This window comes from Staphylococcus schweitzeri, assembly GCF_002902405.1.
Taxonomy (GTDB): domain Bacteria; phylum Bacillota; class Bacilli; order Staphylococcales; family Staphylococcaceae; genus Staphylococcus; species Staphylococcus schweitzeri.
In genome coordinates this window covers 145,301-168,371 of the sequence record NZ_PPQS01000051.1, presented here as the reverse complement: position 1 = coordinate 168,371, position 23,071 = coordinate 145,301, and the positions used below count along the sequence as shown (strand labels likewise).

General features: G+C 32.4%; 18 protein-coding genes. All 18 read right to left on the bottom strand.

Annotated elements, in window-relative coordinates:
- Positions 1 to 63: 63 nt before the first annotated feature.
- Positions 64 to 1,623, bottom strand: a complete 1,560-nt coding sequence (rny, locus tag CD116_RS13235) for a ribonuclease Y (protein ID WP_047425215.1) — start codon at positions 1,621 to 1,623, stop codon at positions 64 to 66.
- Positions 1,624 to 2,116: 493 nt separating this feature from the next.
- Positions 2,117 to 3,160: a recombinase RecA gene (gene recA / locus CD116_RS13230; protein WP_047528892.1), complete on the bottom strand. Its 1,044-nt coding sequence runs from the start codon at positions 3,158 to 3,160 to the stop codon at positions 2,117 to 2,119.
- Positions 3,161 to 3,324: 164 nt separating this feature from the next.
- Entirely contained in the window at positions 3,325 to 4,476 is a 1,152-nt protein-coding gene (locus CD116_RS13225) for a CinA family nicotinamide mononucleotide deamidase-related protein (protein ID WP_047549493.1), read from the bottom strand.
- Positions 4,477 to 4,716: 240 nt separating this feature from the next.
- Complete coding sequence (gene pgsA / locus CD116_RS13220) at positions 4,717 to 5,295, bottom strand: CDP-diacylglycerol--glycerol-3-phosphate 3-phosphatidyltransferase (RefSeq protein WP_047425205.1); 579 nt, start codon at positions 5,293 to 5,295, stop codon at positions 4,717 to 4,719.
- Positions 5,296 to 5,326: 31 nt separating this feature from the next.
- Positions 5,327 to 5,719, bottom strand: a complete 393-nt coding sequence (locus CD116_RS13215; protein WP_047425202.1) for a helix-turn-helix domain-containing protein — start codon at positions 5,717 to 5,719, stop codon at positions 5,327 to 5,329.
- 24 nt (positions 5,720 to 5,743) lie between these two features.
- On the bottom strand, positions 5,744 to 6,571 hold the full coding sequence (locus tag CD116_RS13210; RefSeq protein ID WP_031786956.1) for a DUF3388 domain-containing protein: 828 nt from the start codon (positions 6,569 to 6,571) through the stop codon (positions 5,744 to 5,746).
- A 107-nt stretch (positions 6,572 to 6,678) separates the two neighbouring features.
- Positions 6,679 to 7,383 carry an elongation factor P 5-aminopentanone reductase gene (gene ymfI, locus CD116_RS13205; protein ID WP_047549496.1) on the bottom strand — a complete coding sequence of 235 codons (705 nt, stop codon included), beginning with the start codon at positions 7,381 to 7,383 and terminating at the stop codon, positions 6,679 to 6,681.
- Positions 7,383 to 8,669 (bottom strand): EF-P 5-aminopentanol modification-associated protein YfmH, encoded by a 1,287-nt coding sequence (yfmH, locus tag CD116_RS13200; protein WP_047549499.1) that lies wholly within the window; start codon positions 8,667 to 8,669, stop codon positions 7,383 to 7,385. The genes ymfI and yfmH overlap by 1 nt, the downstream gene beginning before the upstream one ends.
- On the bottom strand, positions 8,669 to 9,934 hold the full coding sequence (gene yfmF / locus CD116_RS13195) for an EF-P 5-aminopentanol modification-associated protein YfmF (protein WP_047528903.1): 1,266 nt from the start codon (positions 9,932 to 9,934) through the stop codon (positions 8,669 to 8,671). Before yfmF ends, yfmH begins: the two co-directional genes overlap by 1 nt.
- Before the next feature lie 30 nt (positions 9,935 to 9,964).
- On the bottom strand, positions 9,965 to 10,678 hold the full coding sequence (locus CD116_RS13190) for a GntR family transcriptional regulator (protein ID WP_047528905.1): 714 nt from the start codon (positions 10,676 to 10,678) through the stop codon (positions 9,965 to 9,967).
- A 3-nt stretch (positions 10,679 to 10,681) separates the two neighbouring features.
- Entirely contained in the window at positions 10,682 to 13,054 is a 2,373-nt protein-coding gene (locus tag CD116_RS13185) for an FtsK/SpoIIIE family DNA translocase (protein WP_047549503.1), read from the bottom strand.
- A gap of 271 nt (positions 13,055 to 13,325) precedes the next feature.
- A complete protein-coding gene (gene rnjB, locus CD116_RS13180; RefSeq protein WP_047528909.1) occupies positions 13,326 to 14,999 on the bottom strand; it encodes a ribonuclease J2 in 1,674 nt (557 codons plus the stop codon).
- A gap of 241 nt (positions 15,000 to 15,240) precedes the next feature.
- On the bottom strand, positions 15,241 to 17,337 hold the full coding sequence (pnp, locus tag CD116_RS13170; protein WP_047425181.1) for a polyribonucleotide nucleotidyltransferase: 2,097 nt from the start codon (positions 17,335 to 17,337) through the stop codon (positions 15,241 to 15,243).
- A 365-nt stretch (positions 17,338 to 17,702) separates the two neighbouring features.
- Positions 17,703 to 17,972, bottom strand: coding sequence for a 30S ribosomal protein S15 (gene rpsO, locus CD116_RS13165; RefSeq protein ID WP_001018327.1), 270 nt, complete (start codon positions 17,970 to 17,972; stop codon positions 17,703 to 17,705).
- A 114-nt stretch (positions 17,973 to 18,086) separates the two neighbouring features.
- Positions 18,087 to 19,058, bottom strand: coding sequence for a riboflavin biosynthesis protein RibF (gene ribF / locus CD116_RS13160; RefSeq protein WP_047425179.1), 972 nt, complete (start codon positions 19,056 to 19,058; stop codon positions 18,087 to 18,089).
- 14 nt (positions 19,059 to 19,072) lie between these two features.
- Positions 19,073 to 19,990, bottom strand: a complete 918-nt coding sequence (truB, locus tag CD116_RS13155) for a tRNA pseudouridine(55) synthase TruB (RefSeq protein WP_047549505.1) — start codon at positions 19,988 to 19,990, stop codon at positions 19,073 to 19,075.
- A 171-nt stretch (positions 19,991 to 20,161) separates the two neighbouring features.
- Positions 20,162 to 20,512, bottom strand: coding sequence for a 30S ribosome-binding factor RbfA (gene rbfA / locus CD116_RS13150; RefSeq protein ID WP_000097321.1), 351 nt, complete (start codon positions 20,510 to 20,512; stop codon positions 20,162 to 20,164).
- A 429-nt stretch (positions 20,513 to 20,941) separates the two neighbouring features.
- A complete protein-coding gene (gene infB / locus CD116_RS13145; RefSeq protein ID WP_047425174.1) occupies positions 20,942 to 23,068 on the bottom strand; it encodes a translation initiation factor IF-2 in 2,127 nt (708 codons plus the stop codon).
- Between the last annotated feature and the right edge of the window lie 3 nt (positions 23,069 to 23,071).

The following is a 23,071-nucleotide window of genomic DNA, read 5'->3' as shown; positions in this document are numbered from 1 at the left end:
TTTATCCTCTATAAAAGTGCATTAAAAAAGCCCCCTCACTTAAATATGTGAGGGAGACAAAAATTATTTTGCATACTCTATTGCTCTAGTCTCTCGAACAACTGTCACCTTGATATGACCAGGATATTGTAATTCATCTTCAATTTGATTTTTAATATCTCTAGCCAAACGATAAGATTTTAAATCATCAATTTCTTCAGGAGATACAATCACACGGATTTCTCTACCTGCCTGAATTGCAAATGCTTTTTCTACACCATCATAACTTTCTGATAACGTTTCTAAACGTTCTAATCGACGAATATAATTCTCTAATGTTTCTTTTCTTGCGCCTGGACGTGCCGCAGATAAGGCATCTGCTGCAGCAACAAGGATAGATATGATAGATGTAGGCTCAACATCACCATGATGAGAGTGAATTGCATTAATTACTGTTTCATTTTCACCATATTTTTTAGCCAATTCTACACCAATTTCAACATGACTACCTTCTACTTCATGATCAATTGCTTTACCAACATCATGTAAAAGTCCAGCTCGTTTCGCTAATGTTTCATCTTCACCTAGTTCAGCAGCTAACATACTAGCAAGATGCGCAACTTCGATTGAATGTTTAAGTACATTTTGACCGTAACTTGTACGATAGTTTAAACGACCTACAATTTTAACTAAGTCAGGATGCATATTATGCGCATTAACCTCAAATGTAGCTTGTTCACCTGCTTCTCTGATGATATCGTCTACTTCTTTTCTCGCTTTTTCAACCATATCTTCGATTCTACCTGGATGGATTCGTCCATCAGATACTAAGTTAACAAGTGCTGTTCTAGCAATTTCTCTTCGTATTGGATCAAAACCAGATAAAATAACTGCTTCTGGTGTATCATCAATAATTAAGTCTATGCCAGTTAAAGTTTCAAGCGTACGGATATTTCGTCCCTCACGTCCAATGATTCGACCTTTCATCTCATCATTTGGCAAGTTAACTACTGATACCGTTGATTCACTTGTGTGATCTGCTGCTAATCTTTGTACTGCTGTAGCTAATAATTCTTTTGCTGTTTTATCAACTTTTTCTTTAGCTTCTTTTTCTTTTTCTTTAACAAGTACTGCAATATCTTGTGACAGTTCTTCCTCAACTCTTTGAAGTTGCTCATTAATTGCTTCTTCTTGAGTGAGACCGGAGATGCGTTCTAATTCTTGTTCATGCTTCATTATTAATGTTTGAACACTACTCTCTTTTGCATCTACTTGTTGTTGTTTTTCTTCAATTTTTGATTCTTTTTGCTCTAAAATCTCATCTTTTTTATCTAATAGATCAGATTTACGCTCTAAGTTTTCTTCTTTTTGAAGAAGTCGGGTTTCTTGTCTTTGAAGTTCACTTCGTCTTTCACGAAGTTCTGCTTCAGTTTGTTCTCTTAGGATTTGGTTTTCTTCTTTTGCCTCAAGTAATTTCTCTTTTTTGATATTGTCAGCTTCTTTATGTGCTTGATTTACAATATCTTCGGCAGTTTGTCTAGCTTGTGTTTGCTTTTGAAGCAACAAATTTCGGGCAACAACATACCCTCCAACAACTCCTAGAATGATCCCCAGCAAAATGAGTAGGAGGCTTAATAAATTCACACAAACACCTCCTTTTTCTAGGGTTTGCTCTGTATATGAAATTCAATATGACTTTATGAAATTATATATAAATCATACAAATTAATTGTACGGTTTATAGGAGATAAGTGTCAAGTTATCAATTTGCACTTTTGCACTATATTGATTGCTATTTCTACTATTTTCTAAAAATTTGAATCATTTTAACAAATCAAGTATCTTCGTATGTACTAATTGCTAAATTTATCTTTAATAAATGCCATACAGTTTCAAACTTAATTATATTGATGAAGAATCTAAAAATAAGTTTTTAACAATTTCGGTTTAGCATTATCTTTAAACTATTTATCTATCATAAATGAGCTAGAGACTTAAAAAAGTTACAAAAAAACCTTATAGATTTGATTTTGTGTGTTAAGAAATAGTATTGGAATTCTACTTTTAGATAACACTTTTTTAATCAAATCTATAAGGGTATGATTTAATACAGCTTTACATATAAAATTGGTTAAATCTATTCTTCATCAAATAAAGATTTTGGCGCGTCTTCAACCTCTTCAACATCACCATCAGAAATTCCAAGTTTTTCTCGTAACTTGCGATCAATTTCTTCTTTAATTTGAGGATTTTCTTTCAAGTACATTTTAACATTTTCTTTACCTTGGCCCATTCTTTCACCATTATATGAGTACCAAGCACCAGACTTATCAACGATGTCATTTTCAACACCTAAATCAATAAGTTCACCTTCTTTAGAAATACCTTGGCCATACATAATATCAACTTCTGCCACTCTAAATGGAGGTGCTACTTTATTTTTAACAACTTTAATCTTTGTTCTATTACCAACTATTTCTTGACCTTGTTTAAGTTGTTCTGCACGGCGTACTTCTAATCTAACTGAGCTATAGAATTTTAGTGCGCGTCCACCAGGTGTAGTCTCTGGATTCCCAAACATAACGCCGACTTTTTCACGAATTTGGTTAATAAAAATAGCAGTCGTGTTTGATTTAGAGATAGCACCAGATAGTTTACGTAATGCTTGTGACATTAAACGTGCTTGTAAACCGACATGAGTATCTCCCATTTCACCTTCAATTTCAGCTTTAGGTGTTAAAGCAGCAACAGAGTCTACAACTACGATATCTACCGCACCACTTCTAACAAATGCTTCTGCGATTTCAAGCCCTTGTTCACCATGGTCAGGTTGAGATAAGTACAAATTATCAATATCTACCCCTAAAGCTTGTGCATATTCTGGATCTAATGCATGTTCGGCATCGATAAATGCAGCAACTCCTCCATTACTTTGCACTTCTGCAATAGCATGAAGTGCTACTGTTGTCTTACCAGAACTTTCAGGTCCATATATTTCAATAATTCGCCCTTTTGGATAGCCACCTACGCCTAATGCGTTATCAAGTGTAACTGATCCAGTTGATGTTGTAGAAACTCGACGACCTATATTATCGCCTAACTTCATCACGGCACCTTTACCGAAAGATTTCTCCATATTTTTAATTACTGTATCTAAAGCTTTTTGACGTTCGTTATCCAAAGCGAGACCTCCTAATTGAAATTGCTATCTTTTAATTATCTTAACAATACTATACAAGTATTCAAACTAAATTACAAGTGTTTTGCGAATATTTGTTCGTGTAATTTGTTGTTTTTAAATCGCAAAATCGAACAAACGTACTTATAAATATAACAAAAACAAAATTATTTTTGTGTTCGTTGCCAATTTAATAATCTTATAAGTGCATAATTTTGACTTCTGTTCTTCAATAAATTTCTAGATTTTGACATTTTAAAATGATCAACCATTAATTGCTGTTTATCAAAGTATGCTAAATATACAGTATTATCATACTCAAGCAAAATAATCGCTGTTGAAACATTAAAAAGTTTCGTAACAAATTGAGATGCGTCATCTAATTGTTGATGTATAGGCTTCTCACTTTCTATAAAGCAGTCAGAATGGTTTATCATACCTTTTAATACCCCATTTGAGTCTGCTTCTTTTAAGCGAGAATATAAAGCACCATTCGTGATACCATCATAAATCGCAAAAGGTTGCTGAATTACATTCATAACCGCTTCTTCAATTAAGATATCATCTGAACCATAATAATAAGTTCCTATACGATTTAAAATTTCTTTCTTAATTGGTTCGATTAATTTTAACGCTTGTGCTTTAGAATCTGCACTCGCAGTTAATCTAATATATACTTCATGACTGCCTGCTAAAGGCGCAATCGTAGGATTAGTTTGATTATCAATCAGATCCATTAACAGTGTCTCTACTTTAGATTCACCAATTCCAGCAAATCTCAGTAACTCTGAATGTATAATGCTACTATCATTAATAAAATGAGGCAATAATTCATTTTTAACCATAGGTTGCATTTCTTTTGGTGGCCCCGGAAGCAATATGATGTGCTTATTTTCATACTTAACCATCATTCCAGGTGCCATACCATGATGATTAGCTAAAACAGTCGATCCTTCAATCACTAATGCCTGTTGTCTATTATTTGCTGTCATTTCTTGCCCCTGGTCTTTAAAATAGCTTTCAATATATTTTAAAGACGGGTCATCAATAACTAATTCTTTACCTAAGACTTTAGCAACAGTATGTTTTGTTAAATCATCTTTAGTAGGACCTAATCCGCCTGTTAAAATCACAGTGTCATATTTTTCCATCGCTCGACGAACTGTGGATTCTAAACGTTCTTCATTATCACCAATTACAATATGTTCTAATACGTGTTGTCCTATTTCATTGAATACTTTTGATAGATATTGTCCATTTGTATTCGCAATTTGCCCCAAAAGCAACTCCGAACCCACTGCTATAATTGAAATCGACATTTTTATCCCCCTCGAATATAAAATAATAAAAGTTTTTTGTCTATTTTAAAGCTAGTAAGATTATGAATGAATTAATTATTTGAGTATTGTAAAATCTTCATTAAAAAAGTTCATCTCTTTATTATCTATAGGTGATTTACAATATACTCATTATAAACAACTAAGATGCGATTTTCTAAAAATGAGATTTAAAAAACTAGATTTCATATTAAAATGAAACCTAGTTAGATTATTATATATTTATTTTTGTTTAAAAACATCTCTACCTTTATAAAAGTATTCAATACCAGATAAGATAGTAAATATAACACCAATGTATAATAAAATTTGACCTAATGGCAGACCAATCCATGTTACAAAAGGATCACCTAACAGTAACCAAGTGATAGCTACCATTGTAACTGCAGTTTTAATCTTACCTAACTGACCAGCAGCACTAACAAAACCTTGCTCAATTTGAAGTAAACGTAAGCCAGTTACTGCAAATTCTCTAGCAATAATAATAATTGCAACAACAGAATTCGTTAATCCAAGTTGAACAAGTACAATTAAAGCACTTGCAACAAGTAATTTGTCTGCTAAAGGATCTAAAAATTTACCCATATTGGTAACTAAATTCCATTTTCTCGCTAAATAACCATCAACAAAATCACTTAATGACGCGAGAATAAAAATAAAACCACTAATTAATAATTCGATTCTAATTTCATAGCCACCTAAAAATGACACATCACCAAATCCAAAATCAACTAATGCAAATAAGATAAAAACTGGTATTAACACAACTCTAAAAACCGTTATCTGGTTTGGAATATTCATTGTACATCCTCATTTCTCACTAATATATATTTTAAAAAATTAACACTAACAAAATCCATAACATTAAAGTTATTAAAACTGTAATACCCATGATAACTAATAATTGTAATGGCTCTTTAGATTTACTTTTATAATCTAAATCTTTATTGCTATTGAAAACTGTTATAACTTCATCCCATTCGGCTTGGTTTGATGGAATCTCATCTTGATGAGCTTGAACTAATTGGTTAGGTTCAATATTAACAACACTGGCATATTTCCTTATAAAACCTTCACTATAATTTTTATTAGGTAGTTGATCGAAGTCATTATTTTCGATATGTACTAACATTTCTCGTTTTATACCAGTTCGCTGCTCTAATTCTGTCAATGTCATACCTAACCGCTCACGTCTACCTTTAAGTGCTTCACCGACTGTTTTCAATTCATAGCCTCCTTACAATAACAATTACTCGAAGAAACCAAATCCACCACCAAATGGATCGCCAAAATCTAAATTATTTTTACTTTGAACTGTTTGCTTTTTCATTTCTTCGTAATGTATTTCTTGATTTTCATTTTCTCTCAATTCAATAATATAGTCAAAATCATCCATAGTACATGTACTTGTTTCAACAAATAAATCAGGATGTTCAACAACTTTGATTGATGGCAATGTCATAACTTCGTTAACTAATTCTTGGTGTTTTGGGTTTGACTCTCTTGCAGTAACAGCGCCGTCAATAATATAAACATGGTTCGCGTCATACTCTCCCTTAATAAGTGAGCTACGCACCGTTTGTTTAATTAAAGTAGAACTTATAAATAACCATCTTTTATGCGCACAAACACTTCCAGCTACTATCGATTCTGTTTTACCTACTCTAGGCATACCTCTAATTCCAATTAATTTATGGCCTTCTTCTTTAAATAGCTCCGCTAAAAAATCTACGAGTAATCCTAAATCTTCACGCTCAAATCTAAACGTTTTCTTATCTTTAGCGTCTTGTTCAATATATCTACCATGTCTAACAGCAAGCCGATCTCTAAGTTCCGGCTTTTTTAATTTTGTAATTTCGATTTCGTCAATACTACGAGCTATTTGTTCAAAACGTTCAACTTTTTCAAGATTATCTGTCTTAATTAAAAGGCCTCGTTTACCTTGATCTACACCATTAATTGTAACTATACTTATACCTAACATACCTAATAAACTAGATACATCGCCTAATAGACCAGGTCTGTTAATTTCAATCTCATATTCTAGGTACCATTCTTTTTTTTCTGCAACTGTCATGGTGAACCCCACCCCTTGATTAATTAACTAATTATGATTCACATTTTGTATTATTCATATTATAACATCAAACATAAAAATATTTGATAATAAAAATAGTTATAATATCAAATATACCAAGCACCGTTTACTTTTTGAATGGTTCCAGTCACACTTTTAGCATCTGGATGATATAAATAAGCACATGTATGCGCAATTTCTCTAGGTAATATCAGACGTTGCTGTGGTAATTCATTTACCATTGCTTGGAGTTCATCTTCACGCCACTCATTAGCCATGTTCCCAGCGACAAATCCAGGAGTTACTGCATTTACAGTCACTGAAGTCAACGCCAATTCTTGACTTAAAGCTTTGACAAATCCTAATTGCGCACTTTTCATCGTAGAGTAAATTGTTTCCATGCTGGCACCCATTTCTCCCCAGATTGAAGAAATAACTATTATTCTGCCATTTTCACTTTGACGCAATAAATCCACAAAATAACGACATAACCTGATTAATTGCAAGACATTTAACTGGTAACAAACATCAATATCGTAATCTGACATATCTTGCAAAACGCCATATAATGATTGACCACTCGCGTAAATTAAACAATCTAATGTTTTAATGTCACCAAATGTATTTTCAATATCAATCGTGTTAGTTAAATTTGCTTTTATAAAATGTACTTTGTCACCTTGGAATTTAATTGATAATTCATTTATATCGGTACGATAATATTGTATGTACACTTCAAAGCCATCTGATAATAATCGCTGTACAATCTCAGAACCTATGGAACCAGAACCACCTAATACCAATGCTTTCATTATTTTTTAATCTCCAAACGACTATCAACCTGTTGTTCTAAATTTAAGTACAACGATGACGTTTCATTAATACTATCTAATGTTATATTTTCAACAATATCTAGCATGTCAAATACACTAACACCTTCAAAATACAACTTAGTATATTGATTTGCAATATATTCAGGAGAATTTAGACTTGAAATAAATTCACCAATAAACTGCTTTTTCAAAAGTTCAAATGCTTGAGCATCTTGGAAATTACCTTTTTTATCTCTCAACTCATTCATCAATAATTCTTTTAATTTATCTGGTTCTTCAGTAGCACTAGTCACAATTGAAAAACTATACGTTGGTTCTAACACAAATTGATAGCCAAACGTATCATCGATAAGACCTTCATTCAATAAATGTTGATAAAAATCCGTTTCTTCTCCAAATATTAATTCAAAGAACAATGACATTTCTAAATCACGTTGAACATATTTTTCAGGTTCTTCTTGCAACGGTTTATTTTTAAATCCAAGCATTAAACGCGGCGACTGAATTTTCATCTCTTCAGATACAAAAGCTTCTTTCACTTCATTAGGCTCATCAACAATACCTCTTTCAATTTTAGGTTGATTGTCTTTATTGCGAGCATTTTCATGATCTTCAACAATTTGGCATATGTATTCAGGATTTACATCTCCAACTACAAATAAAACCATATTTGAAGGATGATAAAACGTTTCGTAACATAAATATAAATCATCTTTAGTTATTTCATAAATACTTTCAACACTTCCGGCAATGTCAACCCGTATTGGATGTTGTTGGTACATAGCACGCAAAGTATTAAACATTAATTTATATCCAGGCTGTTCTTGATACATTTTGATTTCTTCTGCGATAATTCCTTTTTCTTTATCAACAGTTTCTTTTGTAAAATACGGTGTTTCAACCATCGTCAATAAACGTTTAATATTACTTTCAACATTATCTGTTGCACTGAATAAATAACTTGTACGATCAAAGCTCGTAAATGCATTTGCTTGCGCATTTTCTTCTGCAAATGCGGTAAACAAATCTTCTTCCTCTTTTTCAAATAATTTATGTTCTAAAAAATGTGCTACGCCATCAGGGACCGTCACAAATTCATCTTGTCCAAATGGTTTAAATTTATTATCTAAAGAACCAAACTGAGTTGTATAAGTTACAAATGTTTTTTGAAAACCATGTTTAGGGATAATAAATAGACGTAAGCCATTATCTAATTCTTTTTCAAAAACTCTTTCATCTATTAATTCATAATAACGTTCTTTCATTATTTATCCCCTCCTTTTGTTAATACATAAATCGTATCTAAATAAGACTGCTTGGCAACTGACTTAATATCTTCACGACTTACTTTCTGGATATCATTTATAAATGTTTCTTTACTTTGAGGTTGTTCTAAAAGTGTTTGGTTGTGCATAATTTCAACGATACTTTTTGGACGATCTTCAGACTCAAAGCGATGAGAAATAATTACTTTCTTTGCTAAAGCCAATTTTTCATCTGTAAAATCTCCATTTTTTATTTTTTCAAACTCATTGATAATTGTATCTTTAGCTACCTCGTACTTATCACTTGATACACCACTTAAAACAAATAAATATCCATTTTTCCCATCAATTTGTGAATGGATGGAATAAGCTAAACTTTGCTTTTCACGCACTTCGTTGAATAATACGGATGAAGGATCTCCGCCGAACATCATATTAAAAACGACAAATGCAGCGTAGCCAGGTTGACCATATTGAGTTGGAAAACGATATCCCATATTTAACTTAGCTTGATCTACATCATCATATTCAACAATATAATCAACATCTTCACCATGTAAATGATGAGTTGAATGTTGGAACTGCTGCTTATCAAATGGTTTTATTGCAAACTTTTCACGAATTTGTTGTTTAACAGTTTCTGGCTCTACATTTCCGACAACATAAACAGAACATTGATCATTATTAATCATTGATTGATATGTATGATAAAGAGTTTCAGCAGTAATATGTGGGATTTGTTCTAGTTGTCCTGTAGATAAATATTTATACGCTTCCTTTTCAAACATATGGTCTAATAATTTTAAAAATGAATATTGCGCTTTGTTATCGACCAACGCTTCAATTTTCTTAGCGAGTAATGTCTTTTCTTGATTAACATAATTTTCATTAAAAGCCCCATTATTAATTAATGGATTCCAAATCATTTCTTGTAATAAATCTAATCCTTGATTGAATAATGATTCACGATTTCTTAAGTAACGCTCATTTACAATTTCTAATGAAAAAGTAATGACATGCTGATCTTTAAATTTCGAAATCGTACTGTTTACATAAGCACCATATAATTCAGCTAAATGATTATTAAATGCTTTGTCCGTAGGCCATTTCTTTGTGGCACGTACTAATAATTTACTTAAAAGTGATCTTGCTGTAATTGTGTCATATTCTAATGGTGCCATAAATTTAAACACTATCGTAGTTGTTTTAAATTTAGTAGTTGGTGAAACATTTATATGTATATTTGGTTGAGATTGATAACTCAAATATATAACCTCCTCAGTTAAAACTTATATCTATATTTTTCTTGTAACCTTAAACTGCACTAAACTATTTTTCATATAATTCAATGAATACAAGATAGGTTCGTCTAACTCATTATAATGAGTTATTTTCAGTAAAATTAATCCCTCATGTGGCGCTGCATTTAACACTTCTGAAATTCTTGGTTCATAATTAACCGCTTCAATTTCAGTATCGGCGTAACAAATATTATGATTACTTTGTTCTTTAATGGCACTTAACATTGAACCATTGCTCATTTGGTAGCCTGTACATGTTAATTCTTTTTTAGCAATTTTATCTAAACAATAAACAACAGGTTGTCCATCAGCAGTTCTCAATCGTTCAATAATTGTAACTGGATGTCCTTCTTCAACAGTTAGCAAACTTGCATCTAACATTGTGGCAGGTTGTTCATCGAAATTTAAATATTCCGTGCCACTTTCAAATCCTGCATTTTTAATCATCTGCCCTATACTAATCAGTTCATTTAATGGATAAAAGAAAGGGGGCAGTGACTTAACACTTGAGCCCTCTTCAAAATTATCTTTAATGACTTGTTCAGTAATCAATGCCTGAATGGCTTCATAAACGTCATCGGTTTTTACATTTAATTCTCTGGCAATAGATAAATTACTAGGAAGTTGATCACCATGTTCTAATTTATTCTGATTAATCAAATTTAAAATGTATTGCTTAACCTTATATACCGCATTCATTTCTGACATTATTTACACCTCGTCATTATTAAGATCTATTAAAACTTGTCTTGGTTTACTACCCTTTTGTGGTCCTATCACTTGATTACGTTCTAAATCATCCATCAATCTAGAAGCACGATTGTAGCCTATTCTAAATTGTCGTTGCAATAAAGATGTACTGGCTTTTTGTTGCTCAATAACAAACAAATATGCCTCATCATATAATGAATCTTCACTTTTCATATCTGCTTTATCTACAGGCGCATCTGGTTCCATTTCTTTAACGTAATTTGCCTGCTGTTGCTCTACTACATAATTTACAACATCTTGTACCTCTTGGTCACTTAAAAACGCTCCTTGGATTCGAGTTTGTGATGAATCCCCATTACCAACGTAGAGCATATCACCTTTACCAAGTAATTTCTCAGCACCACCAGTACCGATAATTGTTCTTGAATCCGTTTGCGAACTAACAGCAAAAGCTATTCTAGAAGGTATATTATTTTTAATGATACCTGTAATAACGTCGACGGACGGTCTTTGTGTAGCAACAATTAAATGTATACCAGCTGCACGAGCCATTTGTGTAATACGTTGGATCGCATTTTCAACTTCTTTACCTGCAACCATCATTAAATCAGCAAGTTCATCTACAATGACTACAATATATGGTAGTTCTGGCTGTTTCTCATCTAATTCTTGATTTTGTTTACGAATTAACTCATTATATCCTTTAATATTTCGCGTTGAGGAATGTTGGAATAAGTCATAACGACGTTCCATTTCAGCTACTATCTTTTCTAATGCCTGTGCCGCTTTATGCGGATTTGTAACAACTGGTATTAATAAATGCGGAATACCATTATAGACATTTAATTCGACCATTTTAGGGTCAATCAACATTAATTTAACTTCATGTGGTTTAGCATTTAATAAAATACTCGTAATAATACCATTTATACATACAGATTTACCACTTCCCGTAGAACCTGCAACTAATAAATGAGGCATTTCATTTAGTTGAACTGTAATTGGATCTCCAGAAATATCTCTTCCTAATCCAACTTCTAATTTATTATTAGACGGAAACTTTTCGTCTAATACTTCTTTTAACGAAACTAATGAAATTTTATCGTTAGGAACCTCAATACCAACAGCTGAACGGCCAGGTATTGGCGCTTCAATTCTAACATCTTTTGCAGCTAAGGCTAATGCAATATCATTATGCAAGTTCACAATTTTACTAACTTTAACACCTTGTGCTGGCTGAATTTCATATTGTGTAACAGCTGGTCCAATTTTAATTTGAGTTACTTTTGCATTAACTCCAAAATCTTTTAACGTATTTTCTAATATTTGTCCCTTTCGTTGGACTTCAGTCTTAGATGTTGTTTTCTGTTTAGCTGGTTGGTTAAGTAAAGTTAGAGGAGGAATAACATAAGATATATTTGTTACTTCCCCTGCTTCTTCTATTGAGTTCTCACTTTCAGTATTATAATTACTTTGTTCTACCTGTTGTTCTTGATGTTTAATCTTATTATGACTTCCATCGTTGTTCACACTTTGGTCAGCATCAAAAATTCGCTTTTTACGACTATGTGTCTGTTGATTATTCTCCTCATTCTCATTATGCCCATAGATTGGAATATCTCGTTCTTGAGGTACTTCAGGAAAGTCACTCACATCTTTAATTTGTGGTCTTTCATTTTGACGTGCTTGTTGTTGTTCTTCTTTAAGTCTTGCTTTTTCTTCACGTTTGATTTGTTTTTCTTGATTTCTTTCAGACATTTTTTCATTAAATGAACTAAACCACGTTTTAATGTTTTCTAAAACAATTTTCGCAACATCGCGGTGTTGGTGATTAGTTAATAAAATAAAACTTGAACATAACAGTAGAACTGTAATAATGCACACCCCAAATAATGAAATTAAAGGTACGCTTAATTCTAATAAGTAAAATCCTAACACGCCGCCCCCAAAGTTAGGAAAATGACTGTGTTGATATGATTGATATACATAAGAAAGTACAGGTTCTCTTTCAGCTTTGACACCGCTATTAAAATAAAACACTATCTGTGACACAAATAATAATGCAATTTGTAATATAATCGATCCAGCTGTGCGTCTAGTCTTAGGAATACGTTTAGAGTATGTAATAAACCCAGTTGCTAAGAGAACTAAAATATATGTTAAATATCTACTATAACCAAATAAATAATTAAAGAAGCTGTCGATTAGACGTCCTATAATTCCTAGTTGGAAAACACCCAACACGACTAAGACTACAATTAATATAGCTATGACATAACGTATCGGATTATCATTTTTCTTTTTCCTCGTATTTGTTCTTTTTTTGGATGTTGTTTTTTTCTTAGCTGTCGATTTCTTTTTTGCTTGTGCCAATTGACGCACCTCCTTATGTTGTCAATGTTATAACGAAATTAAAAATACTGATTCCCCTATAGTTATAAATTTGAATGTAGAACTAGTAGTTTACTTTTCAAACAGACGATGAAAGAGGTTAGAACAGTTTCATCTTTGTATCACTCTACAGAGGTTATTTGAATATAACTTCCCCTTTAAAATGACCATTTTAAAATATAACTATATTGTTAATGACAATAATTATATTTCAATGAATTGTTCTGACCTCTTTTGTGTTAATAACTTTTGATTAAATTTCAGAAATAACTGGAATAATCATAGGGCGACGTTTCGTACTTTCGAATAAAAGTTTACTAATTTGATCGCGCATATTTTGCTTAATTTCAGACCATTCAATACGCTTCTCTTGTAAACCTGCTTCTACAATCTCACGAACTTTATCTTCTGCTTCTTGCAATAAATCTTCACTTTCACGTACATACACAAAACCGCGAGACTGAATCTCAGGTCCTGCAGCAATTCGTCTATTTTTAGGATCTAACGTTACGACCGCAATAAAGATACCATCTTCCGCTAATAGATGACGGTCTCGTAAGACAATATTTCCTACATCTCCTATACCTATACCATCAATTAAAATATTACCTGAATTAACCTTTTCATTTAATACCATTTCTTTACCGTTGTAATTAATGACATCTCCTTTTTCAACAAGGAAAATCTTTTCAGGTGCAACACCTGCTTCTGCTGCTAACTTTGCGTGTGCAATTTGCATTTTGAATTCACCTTGTACAGGAACGAAATATTCAGGTTTCATAATGTTAATCATCATTTTCAATTCTTCCATGCAACCATGACTTGAAGCATGAATCTTTTTATTGTTAGGAATAATATGTGCGCCAGCACGAACTAGTTCATTTAGTGTATTTGCAATGATTACTTCCATATTAGCTGATGCTGTAATTGCTAAAAATACAGAATCGCCTTCTTCAATATTCATAATTTTATGTTTATGTTGCGCCATTTGACTCAATGCTTCAACCGGCTCTCCTTGCATACCTGTAGCAATAATAATCACTTCATTTTTAGGATAATTATCAACTTCTGTTATAGGAATAAGTAAATCTTTAGGAATATCAAAGTATCCCATTTTACGGGCAATATTAAATGAACTTTCAAGTGATCTACCTAAAAATGATACTTTTCGATTTAACTTACTTGCAATATTCAACACTTGTTGGATGCGTATAAAGTTGGATGCATAACAAGACACAACCAAACGACCACGTACTTTAGCAAAAGCATCATACATATGATGTTCGATTACATTTTCAGGTGTATTGTATCCAGGTTTCTCAGCTTCTGTAGAATCACTAATTAATACAAATACGCCTTCTTCACCAATTTCAGCCATACGTTTAATATCTGGAGCATAATGTCCATGTAAACTTTGATCGAACTTAAATTCTCCAGTATAAACAATTGCACCATATGAAGTATGAATGCATACACCTAAACTATCAGGAATACTATGTGTTGTATTAAAGAAACTAATATTAACGTTTTTAAATCTCATAATTGAATCGTTATTAACTGTGTAATAGCGTACTTTTTTATCAATGTTACGGGCTTTCATATTTTCTTTAATCAACGCTATAGTTAATTTAGATCCATAAACTGGTGCATCTAACTGTTCAAGAACATAACTCACTGCACCAATTGCATGCTCGTGTCCATGTGTAAGGAATATACCTTTTAATTTATCTTTATTTTCTAGTACATACGAAATATCCGGTATAACAATATCAATACCTAACATTTCATCTTCTGGAAACATAAGTCCAGCATCTAACATAAACATTTCATCGTCTACTTCAACGATATACATATTTTTAGCGATTTCACCGACACCACCTAGTGGTATAATGCGAATATCTTTATTCTTTTTCTTTATTAAACTCAAAATCTTACCTCCTAAATTTGTTACCCGTCCATATATAAACTCATAATTTATTATAAGTTAAAAAACACTTGATGTACACTATTAATCACTATACATACTGGATAATTAACAGTTGCACACAAAATGATAAAGTGTTTCAAAATGTTCAATGCAATAAAAATAAATTGAGTTCCTACTTCAAAATGACATAAAAAAATCACATGACGATGAAATACCGTCATATGACTTTGATTTTTATTAATTATTCTTCTAATGCTCTGTGTGAAGCGTTCACACGACCTTGCTTATCAATTTCTGTAATCTTAACTTCAATTGTGTCACCAATTTTTAAAACGTCTTCTACTTTTTCAATTCGATTTTTAGAAATTTGTGAAATGTGAAGCAAGGCATCTTTACCTGGGAATAGACCTACAAAAGCACCATATTTTTCGATACGTTTAACAGTCGCTTGATATGTTTGGCCAACTTCTGCTTCACGTGTAATTTCTTCAATAATTTCACGCGCACGATTTATCATAGCTTGATCAACAGCACCAATAAAGATTGTACCATCTTGTTCAATATCAAGTTTAACGCCTGTTTCGTCGATAATTTCGTTAATTTTCTTTCCACCTGGTCCGATAACGTCTCTAATTTTATCTGGTTTAATTGTCATCGTAACAACTTTCGGCGCATAAGCACTTAATTCACCACGTGGTTGGTCAATTGTTTGAAGCATGTGATCCATAATTTCTAAACGACCACGTCTTGCTTGTTCTAAAGCTTCCTCGATAATTTCACGTGTCAAACCGTCAATTTTAATATCCATTTGAATTGCTGTAATACCGTCTTTAGTACCAGCAACTTTAAAGTCCATATCACCTAATGCATCTTCCATACCTTGGATATCAGTTAAAATCGTATAGCTATCTTCACGTGTAACAAGCCCCATAGCGATACCCGCAACTGGCGCTTTAATCGGTACACCTGCATCCATTAATGCTAATGTTGAACCACAAATTGAAGCTTGAGAAGATGAACCATTTGATTCAAGCACTTCACTTACAATACGAACTGTATACGGGAAGTCTGCTGTATCAGGAATAATATATTTTAAAGCTCTTTCACCCAACGCACCATGTCCGATTTCACGACGACCTGGCGCACGTACTGGACCAGTTTCACCTACTGAAAAATTCGGGAAATTATAATGATGCATAAATCGTTTTTCTTCTTCAGGTCCTAAGCCATCTATTAATTGATAATCTCCTAATGCACCTAAAGTTAATACTGAAAGTGCTTGTGTCTGACCACGTGTGAATAAACCTGAACCATGTGTTCTTGGTAAAATTCCTACCTCAGAATCTAATGGGCGAATTTCATCTGGTTTACGTCCATCTGGTCTAATTTTTTCATCTGCAATTAATCGTCTAACTTCTTCTTTAATTAAGTCATTTAAAATTGCATATACTTCTTTAATTAATAATTCATTTTCAGGATCTTCTTCATCAACAAATTCACTGACGATTTCTTCTTTTAAGTTGTCAAGGTTATCATCACGTTGTTGTTTATCAAATGTTAATACCGTTTCTTTAAGGCCTTTTTCTTCAGTCAATGACTTCACACGTTCTACTAAAGCTTCATCACGTTCTACAGGAATGAATTCTTGTTTAACAGGTTGAATGTGGTCAATGATTTGTTGTTGGAAATCAACTAAACGTTTGATTTCTTCATGACCAAAGAAGATAGCTTCTAGCATTTCTTGTTCAGTTATTTCACTTGCACCAGCTTCAACCATGTTCACTGCGTCTTTATGGCCTGCTACTTCAAGGTCTAGACGAGACACTTCTTTTTCTTCAACTGTTGGATTGATGACATACTTACCATCAATAAACCCAACATTTACACCAGCGATTGGGCCTTGAAATGGAATATCAGAAACACTAAGCGCCATAGATGAACCAATCATTGCAGCCATTTCTGGTGAACAATCTGGATCAGCACTTAATACCATATTCATAATTTGAACATCATGTTTATACCCTTTAGGGAACAAAGGTCTAATCGGTCTATCAATTAATCGCGCTGTTAACGTTGCATCATCACCTGGACGACCTTCTCTTTTTTTGAAACCACCAGGTATTTTACCCGCAGCGTACATTTTTTCTTCATAGTTCACAGTCAACGGGAAGAAATCACCATCACGAGGTTCTTTGGAAGCAGTTGCAGTTGATAATACAACTGTATCACCATAACGAACTAATACAGCACCATTAGCCTGTTTAGCTAATTGCCCAGTTTCAATCGTTAAAGATCTCCCTGCCCATTCAGTTTTAAAAACTTTCTTTTCTTGAGACATTATAAATCTCCTCTCTTGAATCTAATAGTTATATCATATCATTTATTATCGTATTTTAATATTAGTTATAAAATATTGAATTGGAAAAAAAGAGAGCGGGATAATCATCTATTATATATAAAATAGACTTATCGTCCCACCCTTATCAATTTAAATATAAGTGATATTTTCAAAATATACTTGTATTTTTAATTTCTTGATTATTTCTCTAGGTGTACTTATGTAATCTTTATCTCATTGTAACCTTATTGTTCACTCAATATTAGCTTAACATATAATAAATGTTAATATTTGTAAAAAGTTTTTTGATATAAATTAAGGTTGGAACATAAATATGCCCCAACCTCAAAGACGTTATATTAAGATTAACGACGGATACCAAGTGATTTAATTAATTCACGGTAACGTTGAATATCTTTACTACGTAAGTAGTTTAATAAATGTCTACGACGACCTACCATTTTTAATAATCCACGACGTGAATGGTGGTCTTTTTTGTGTGTACGTAAGTGATCATTAACTGCGTTGATTTCAGCAGTAAGTACAGCGATTTGTACTTCTGGTGAACCTGTATCAGTTTCGTGTACACGGTATTCTTTAATAATTTCGTTTTTACGTTCTTGTGAAATTGCCATAATCAATTTCCTCCTTAAAATGTTTGAATACTCCTTAATCCGAGTTAGGCGTTGGAGATTCGACCTACTAAGAAAAAGGTGTGGTATAGTTTGTTTGTATAACTATACGCAACTTTAAATATTATATGCTACTTCATCACCAAAATCAACCGCTAATAAATATTTAGCACGTGCTTTATCATCATTCATCTGTTTAACTAGTGGATCAATACCATCAAATTTAATTTCAGGACGTAAGAAATGATGCCAATAAACTGTTACGCGTTCTCCATAAATATTATCTTCAAAGTCAAAAATATTTACTTCTATGACAACTTCAGCTTTATTTGGATCATGAAATGTAGGTTTAACACCTATATTTGCTACACCTCTGTATAATTTATTTTCAGTACCAATCTCTACACTAACAGCGTATACACCTTTTCTAGGCAATAAATAATCATCACTTGGTTGAATATTAGCAGTAGGGAAACCAATTGTTCTACCTCTTTTTTCACCTTGTACAACAGTGCCTTTGATTGAATAAATGTAACCCAGCGCTTCATTAGCTGTTTGTAATTCACCATTCATTAAATCTTGACGTATAGAAGTCGTAGAAATTTTTTCATTTTCAATTTCTTGTTTACTAACTATTGTTGTATTGAATGCATCATATTCTTGTAGCACGGTCATATTACCTTTCCCAAACTTTCCGAAGGTAAAATCAAATCCCGCAATCACTTCTTGAACATGATTTTTAATAATATAATTTTCAACAAAATCTTCAACGCTCACATTTGCAAACCTAGATGAAAAATTAACAACAATGCAGTAATCAATATCATGTTGACTAATTTTTTCAATTTTATCTGAAAGCGGCGTTAAATATGTTGTACGTTTTCTTTTAGGATTAAGCACAACCGATGGATGAGGATCAAATGTCATTACCGCTTTTTTCAAATTTCGCGCCTCAGCTGTTTCATTTAAAATATCAAAGACTTTATCATGACCTTTATGCATGCCATCGAAAAATCCGAATGCCATTGCAACATCCTCTTTAATATACTGTTTAGATTGTATAGGATGTGTCACTTCTATGACTTTCATAAATTTTATCTCCTTTAATTAAAGACTTTTTTAGGCTTGATTTCTGATTCTTTAGTAGGATGTGCCATATAAATTGCTAATACTTTTTCTGAATCATCATCAATAAATACAATTTGGTCTTTAATTTTGTTATCAAATTCATTTTTATTAAATTTCTGCCCATTTAAAATACGTTTCTTTATGTGCGGATTTTTAATTTTAATGCTTGGCAAACCCTTTAATCCATATTCTAAAGGAAACAATTTATTTTGCAATGAATCCTGCTCATGAAGCGCAATTATTTGTTCTAAAGTTAAACTATCTTGTAATTTAAAGCCACCTGATTCAATTCGCGTTAATTTTGACATATGAGCTGGAAATCCTAATTTCGCACCAATATCTGTTGCTAACGTCCTTATATATGTTCCTTTACCACAAACGACTTGTATTTTAAAATGACATTCATTTCCTTTGAAGTCGAGTTCAGAAATTCTCCCAATGTCATTAATATTCACTTTTCGCTTAGGACGTACTACTGTTTCATTGTTACGCGCATACTCGTATAATTTTTTACCATTAACTTTTACTGATGAATACATTGGAGGCGTTTGTTCAATAATCCCTTTAAAGTCTTCTAATAATCGATCAATGTCATCATTAGTGATGTGCGCTGAATGGATAGCTTTAACTTCTAATGTATCGCCAGTTTGATCTTCAGTAGTAGTACTTCTTCCGATTGAAACAGTAGCTTCATATGCCTTGCCCATATCCATTACATAATCACTTACTCTAGTAGCATTGCCAATACATACTGGTAACACGCCAGCAACTTCCGGATCAAGCGTACCTGTGTGACCAATTTTTTTAGTTTTTAAAATTTTACGTAATTTGAATACGACATCATGACTTGTTAATCCTCGTTCTTTATAAACTGGTAAAATTCCATTATACATCTTGTCACCTTCTTTTTATTCATTTATTTATGTAGTGAATTCTTGTCTAAACTTCTTCATAAAAAAACTGGAAAATGTTAAACATTTCTAGACATCTTTGTATTAACTGTTTAATGTTAATATACCGATATTAAGAAATTATCAAACATTTTCCAGATACCTAACACTAAATTATCTATCTTGTTTGTGTAAATCTTGAATCATTCGTTCAATTTTATTACCATATTCGATTGATTGATCATACTCATAAATTAATTCCGGCATAATACGTAATCGCATTCTAGAACCTAATTCCGACTTAATAAAGCCTTTTGCTTTATCAAGGGCTTTAAAAGTATTTTCTACTTCTTTATCATTTCCTAAAACTGTTAAAAACACTTTGGCTTGTGATAAATCGTTTGTTAAAACGACATCAGTTATTGTAATAAAACCAACTCGAGGATCTTTAACTTTATTGTTGATGATATCCATTAATTCTTTTTTCATCTGTTCACCAACACGTTCTGCTCTCATGCTACTCATTATTGTCACCTCTTTATCTTTAAGTTCAATTGTCAATCTCATCATATTTAATGAAAAGGCTTAAACAATTTTTTAGCTCACACGTTATTTTAATAAATTAAGCTCATAAAATCAAATAAAGTTTGCCTTTATAATAGTGTTTATAATGAATTTTCAAATCAAAGTTAATATTTCAGTTTCCTTTTCATTTTGTATTATTTATTAAAAAAATACATAGAATGGATAAAAAACTTTACAAAGTTTAAACGCATCGGTTTATACCTTGCATTTTGAATAATAAAACCAAGTATCTATATGAATATTAAAAATTTCGTTGTTCTTTATCATTAACTACATTTTAACAATTCAATGTTCAATTTTATCTGACAATAAAAAAAGCCAAAAGTTAGCATCATCACTATACTTTTGGCATATTATTTTCATGAAAAATTAACGTTTAATTTCAACCATTTCAAATGCTTCGATAACGTCGCCTTCTTTAAGGTCGTTGTAGTTTTCAACAGTGATACCACATTCATAACCTTTAGCAACTTCTTTTGCATCATCTTTAAAACGTTTAAGTGTATCTAATTCGCCTTCGTACTGAACAATTCCATCACGAATAATACGAACACCTGCATTACGCGTAATTTTACCTTCAGTAACATAACATCCGGCAATAGTACCAACTTTAGAAACTTTGAATGTTTGACGAACTTCTGCTTGACCAATAACTTGCTCTTCAAATTCTGGATCAAGTAAACCTTTCATCGCTGATTCAATTTCTTCGATAACATTATAGATAACTCTGTGTAAACGCATATCAACATTTTCAGCTTCTGCAGCACGCTTTGCACCACTATCTGGACGTACATTGAAACCAATAATGATACCATTTGATGCATTCGCAAGTGTTACGTCTGACTCATTAATTGCACCAACTGCTGTATGAATAATACGAACATTTACACCTTCGACATCTATTTTCATTAATGATGCAGCTAAAGCTTCTACAGAACCTTGAACATCACCTTTAATGATAACATTTAAATCTTTCATTTCGCCTTGTTTCATTTGTTCAAACAGATTATCTAATGAAACATTTTTACTTTCTTGACGTTGTTGAACGATGCTAGCTTCATGTCTTGATTCACCGATACGACGTGCTTGTTTTTCATCACTAAATACAACAAAGCGATCACCCGCTTGAGGCACATCATTAATACCAGTAATTTCAACAGGTGTTGATGGACCAGCTGTTTTAATTCTTTGACCTAAATCATTTACCATTGCACGGATACGACCATAAGTATTACCAACAACAATCGCATCACCAACATTTAATGTTCCATTTTGAACTAGTAATGACGCAGATGGACCACGAGATTTGTCTAATTCTGCTTCAATTACTGTACCAACAGCTCGATTCTTAGGATTTGCTTTAAGTTCTTGCACTTCCGCAACTAAGCCAATCATTTCTAATAAATCATCAATACCCTCACCACTTAATGCTGAAAGAGGAACAAATATTGTATCGCCACCCCAATCTTCAGGAATCAAGCCGTACTCAGTTAATTCTTGCATAACTCGGTCTGGATTTGAAGTTGGTTTATCAATTTTGTTCACTGCAACGATAATTGGCACTTCTGCTTCTTTAGCGTGGTTAATTGCTTCAATAGTTTGAGGCATTACACCGTCATCAGCCGCTACTACTAAAATTGTAATATCAGTTACTTGAGCACCACGTGCACGCATTGTTGTAAAAGCCGCATGACCTGGTGTATCAAGGAAAGTAATTTTTTTGCCATCATTATCGATTTGATATGCACCAATATGTTGTGTAATTCCGCCTGCTTCTCCGGCAGTTACTTTAGTATGACGAATTGAATCTAATAAAGTTGTTTTACCATGGTCAACGTGTCCCATGATTGTTACAACTGCTGGTCTTTCAATTGCTTCTGGATCATCTTTTTCATCTTCGAAATATGTTGAAAGATCCTCTTCATTGATAACAACTTCTTCTTCAACTTCTACACCGTAGTCATCAGCAATCAATTCAATTGTTTCTTGATTTAAAGATTGGTTAATATTAGCAACGATACCAAGTAGGAATAATTTTTTAATAATTTCAGAAGACTCAACGTTTAATTTGTCAGCAAATTCTCCAACAGTAATACCTTCTTGGTATGTTACCTTTGATGGTATTTCTTTCGGTTCAACTGGTTGGTTTTGTGACTTATTATTTTTATTATTCTTCTTATTATTTTTATTATTCTTTTTAATGTTTTTATTACCTTTATTATTAGATTGTTGATTTTTTTTGTTATCTTTTTGTTGCCCTTTGTTATTGTTTTGGTTTTTGTTGTTGTTTGATTTTTGGTGATTATTTTGAGCGCTTTGTTTTGAATCATCTTTTTGTTCTTTTTTGAACTTTTTATCTAATGCTTTAATTTGGTCATCTTCCAAAGCTTGCATATGATTTGAAACCTCAATATTCATGCTTTTTAACTCATCTATAATCTCTTTACTCTTTAGATTTAATTCTTTCGCATATTCGTAAATTCTTTGTTTACTCATATA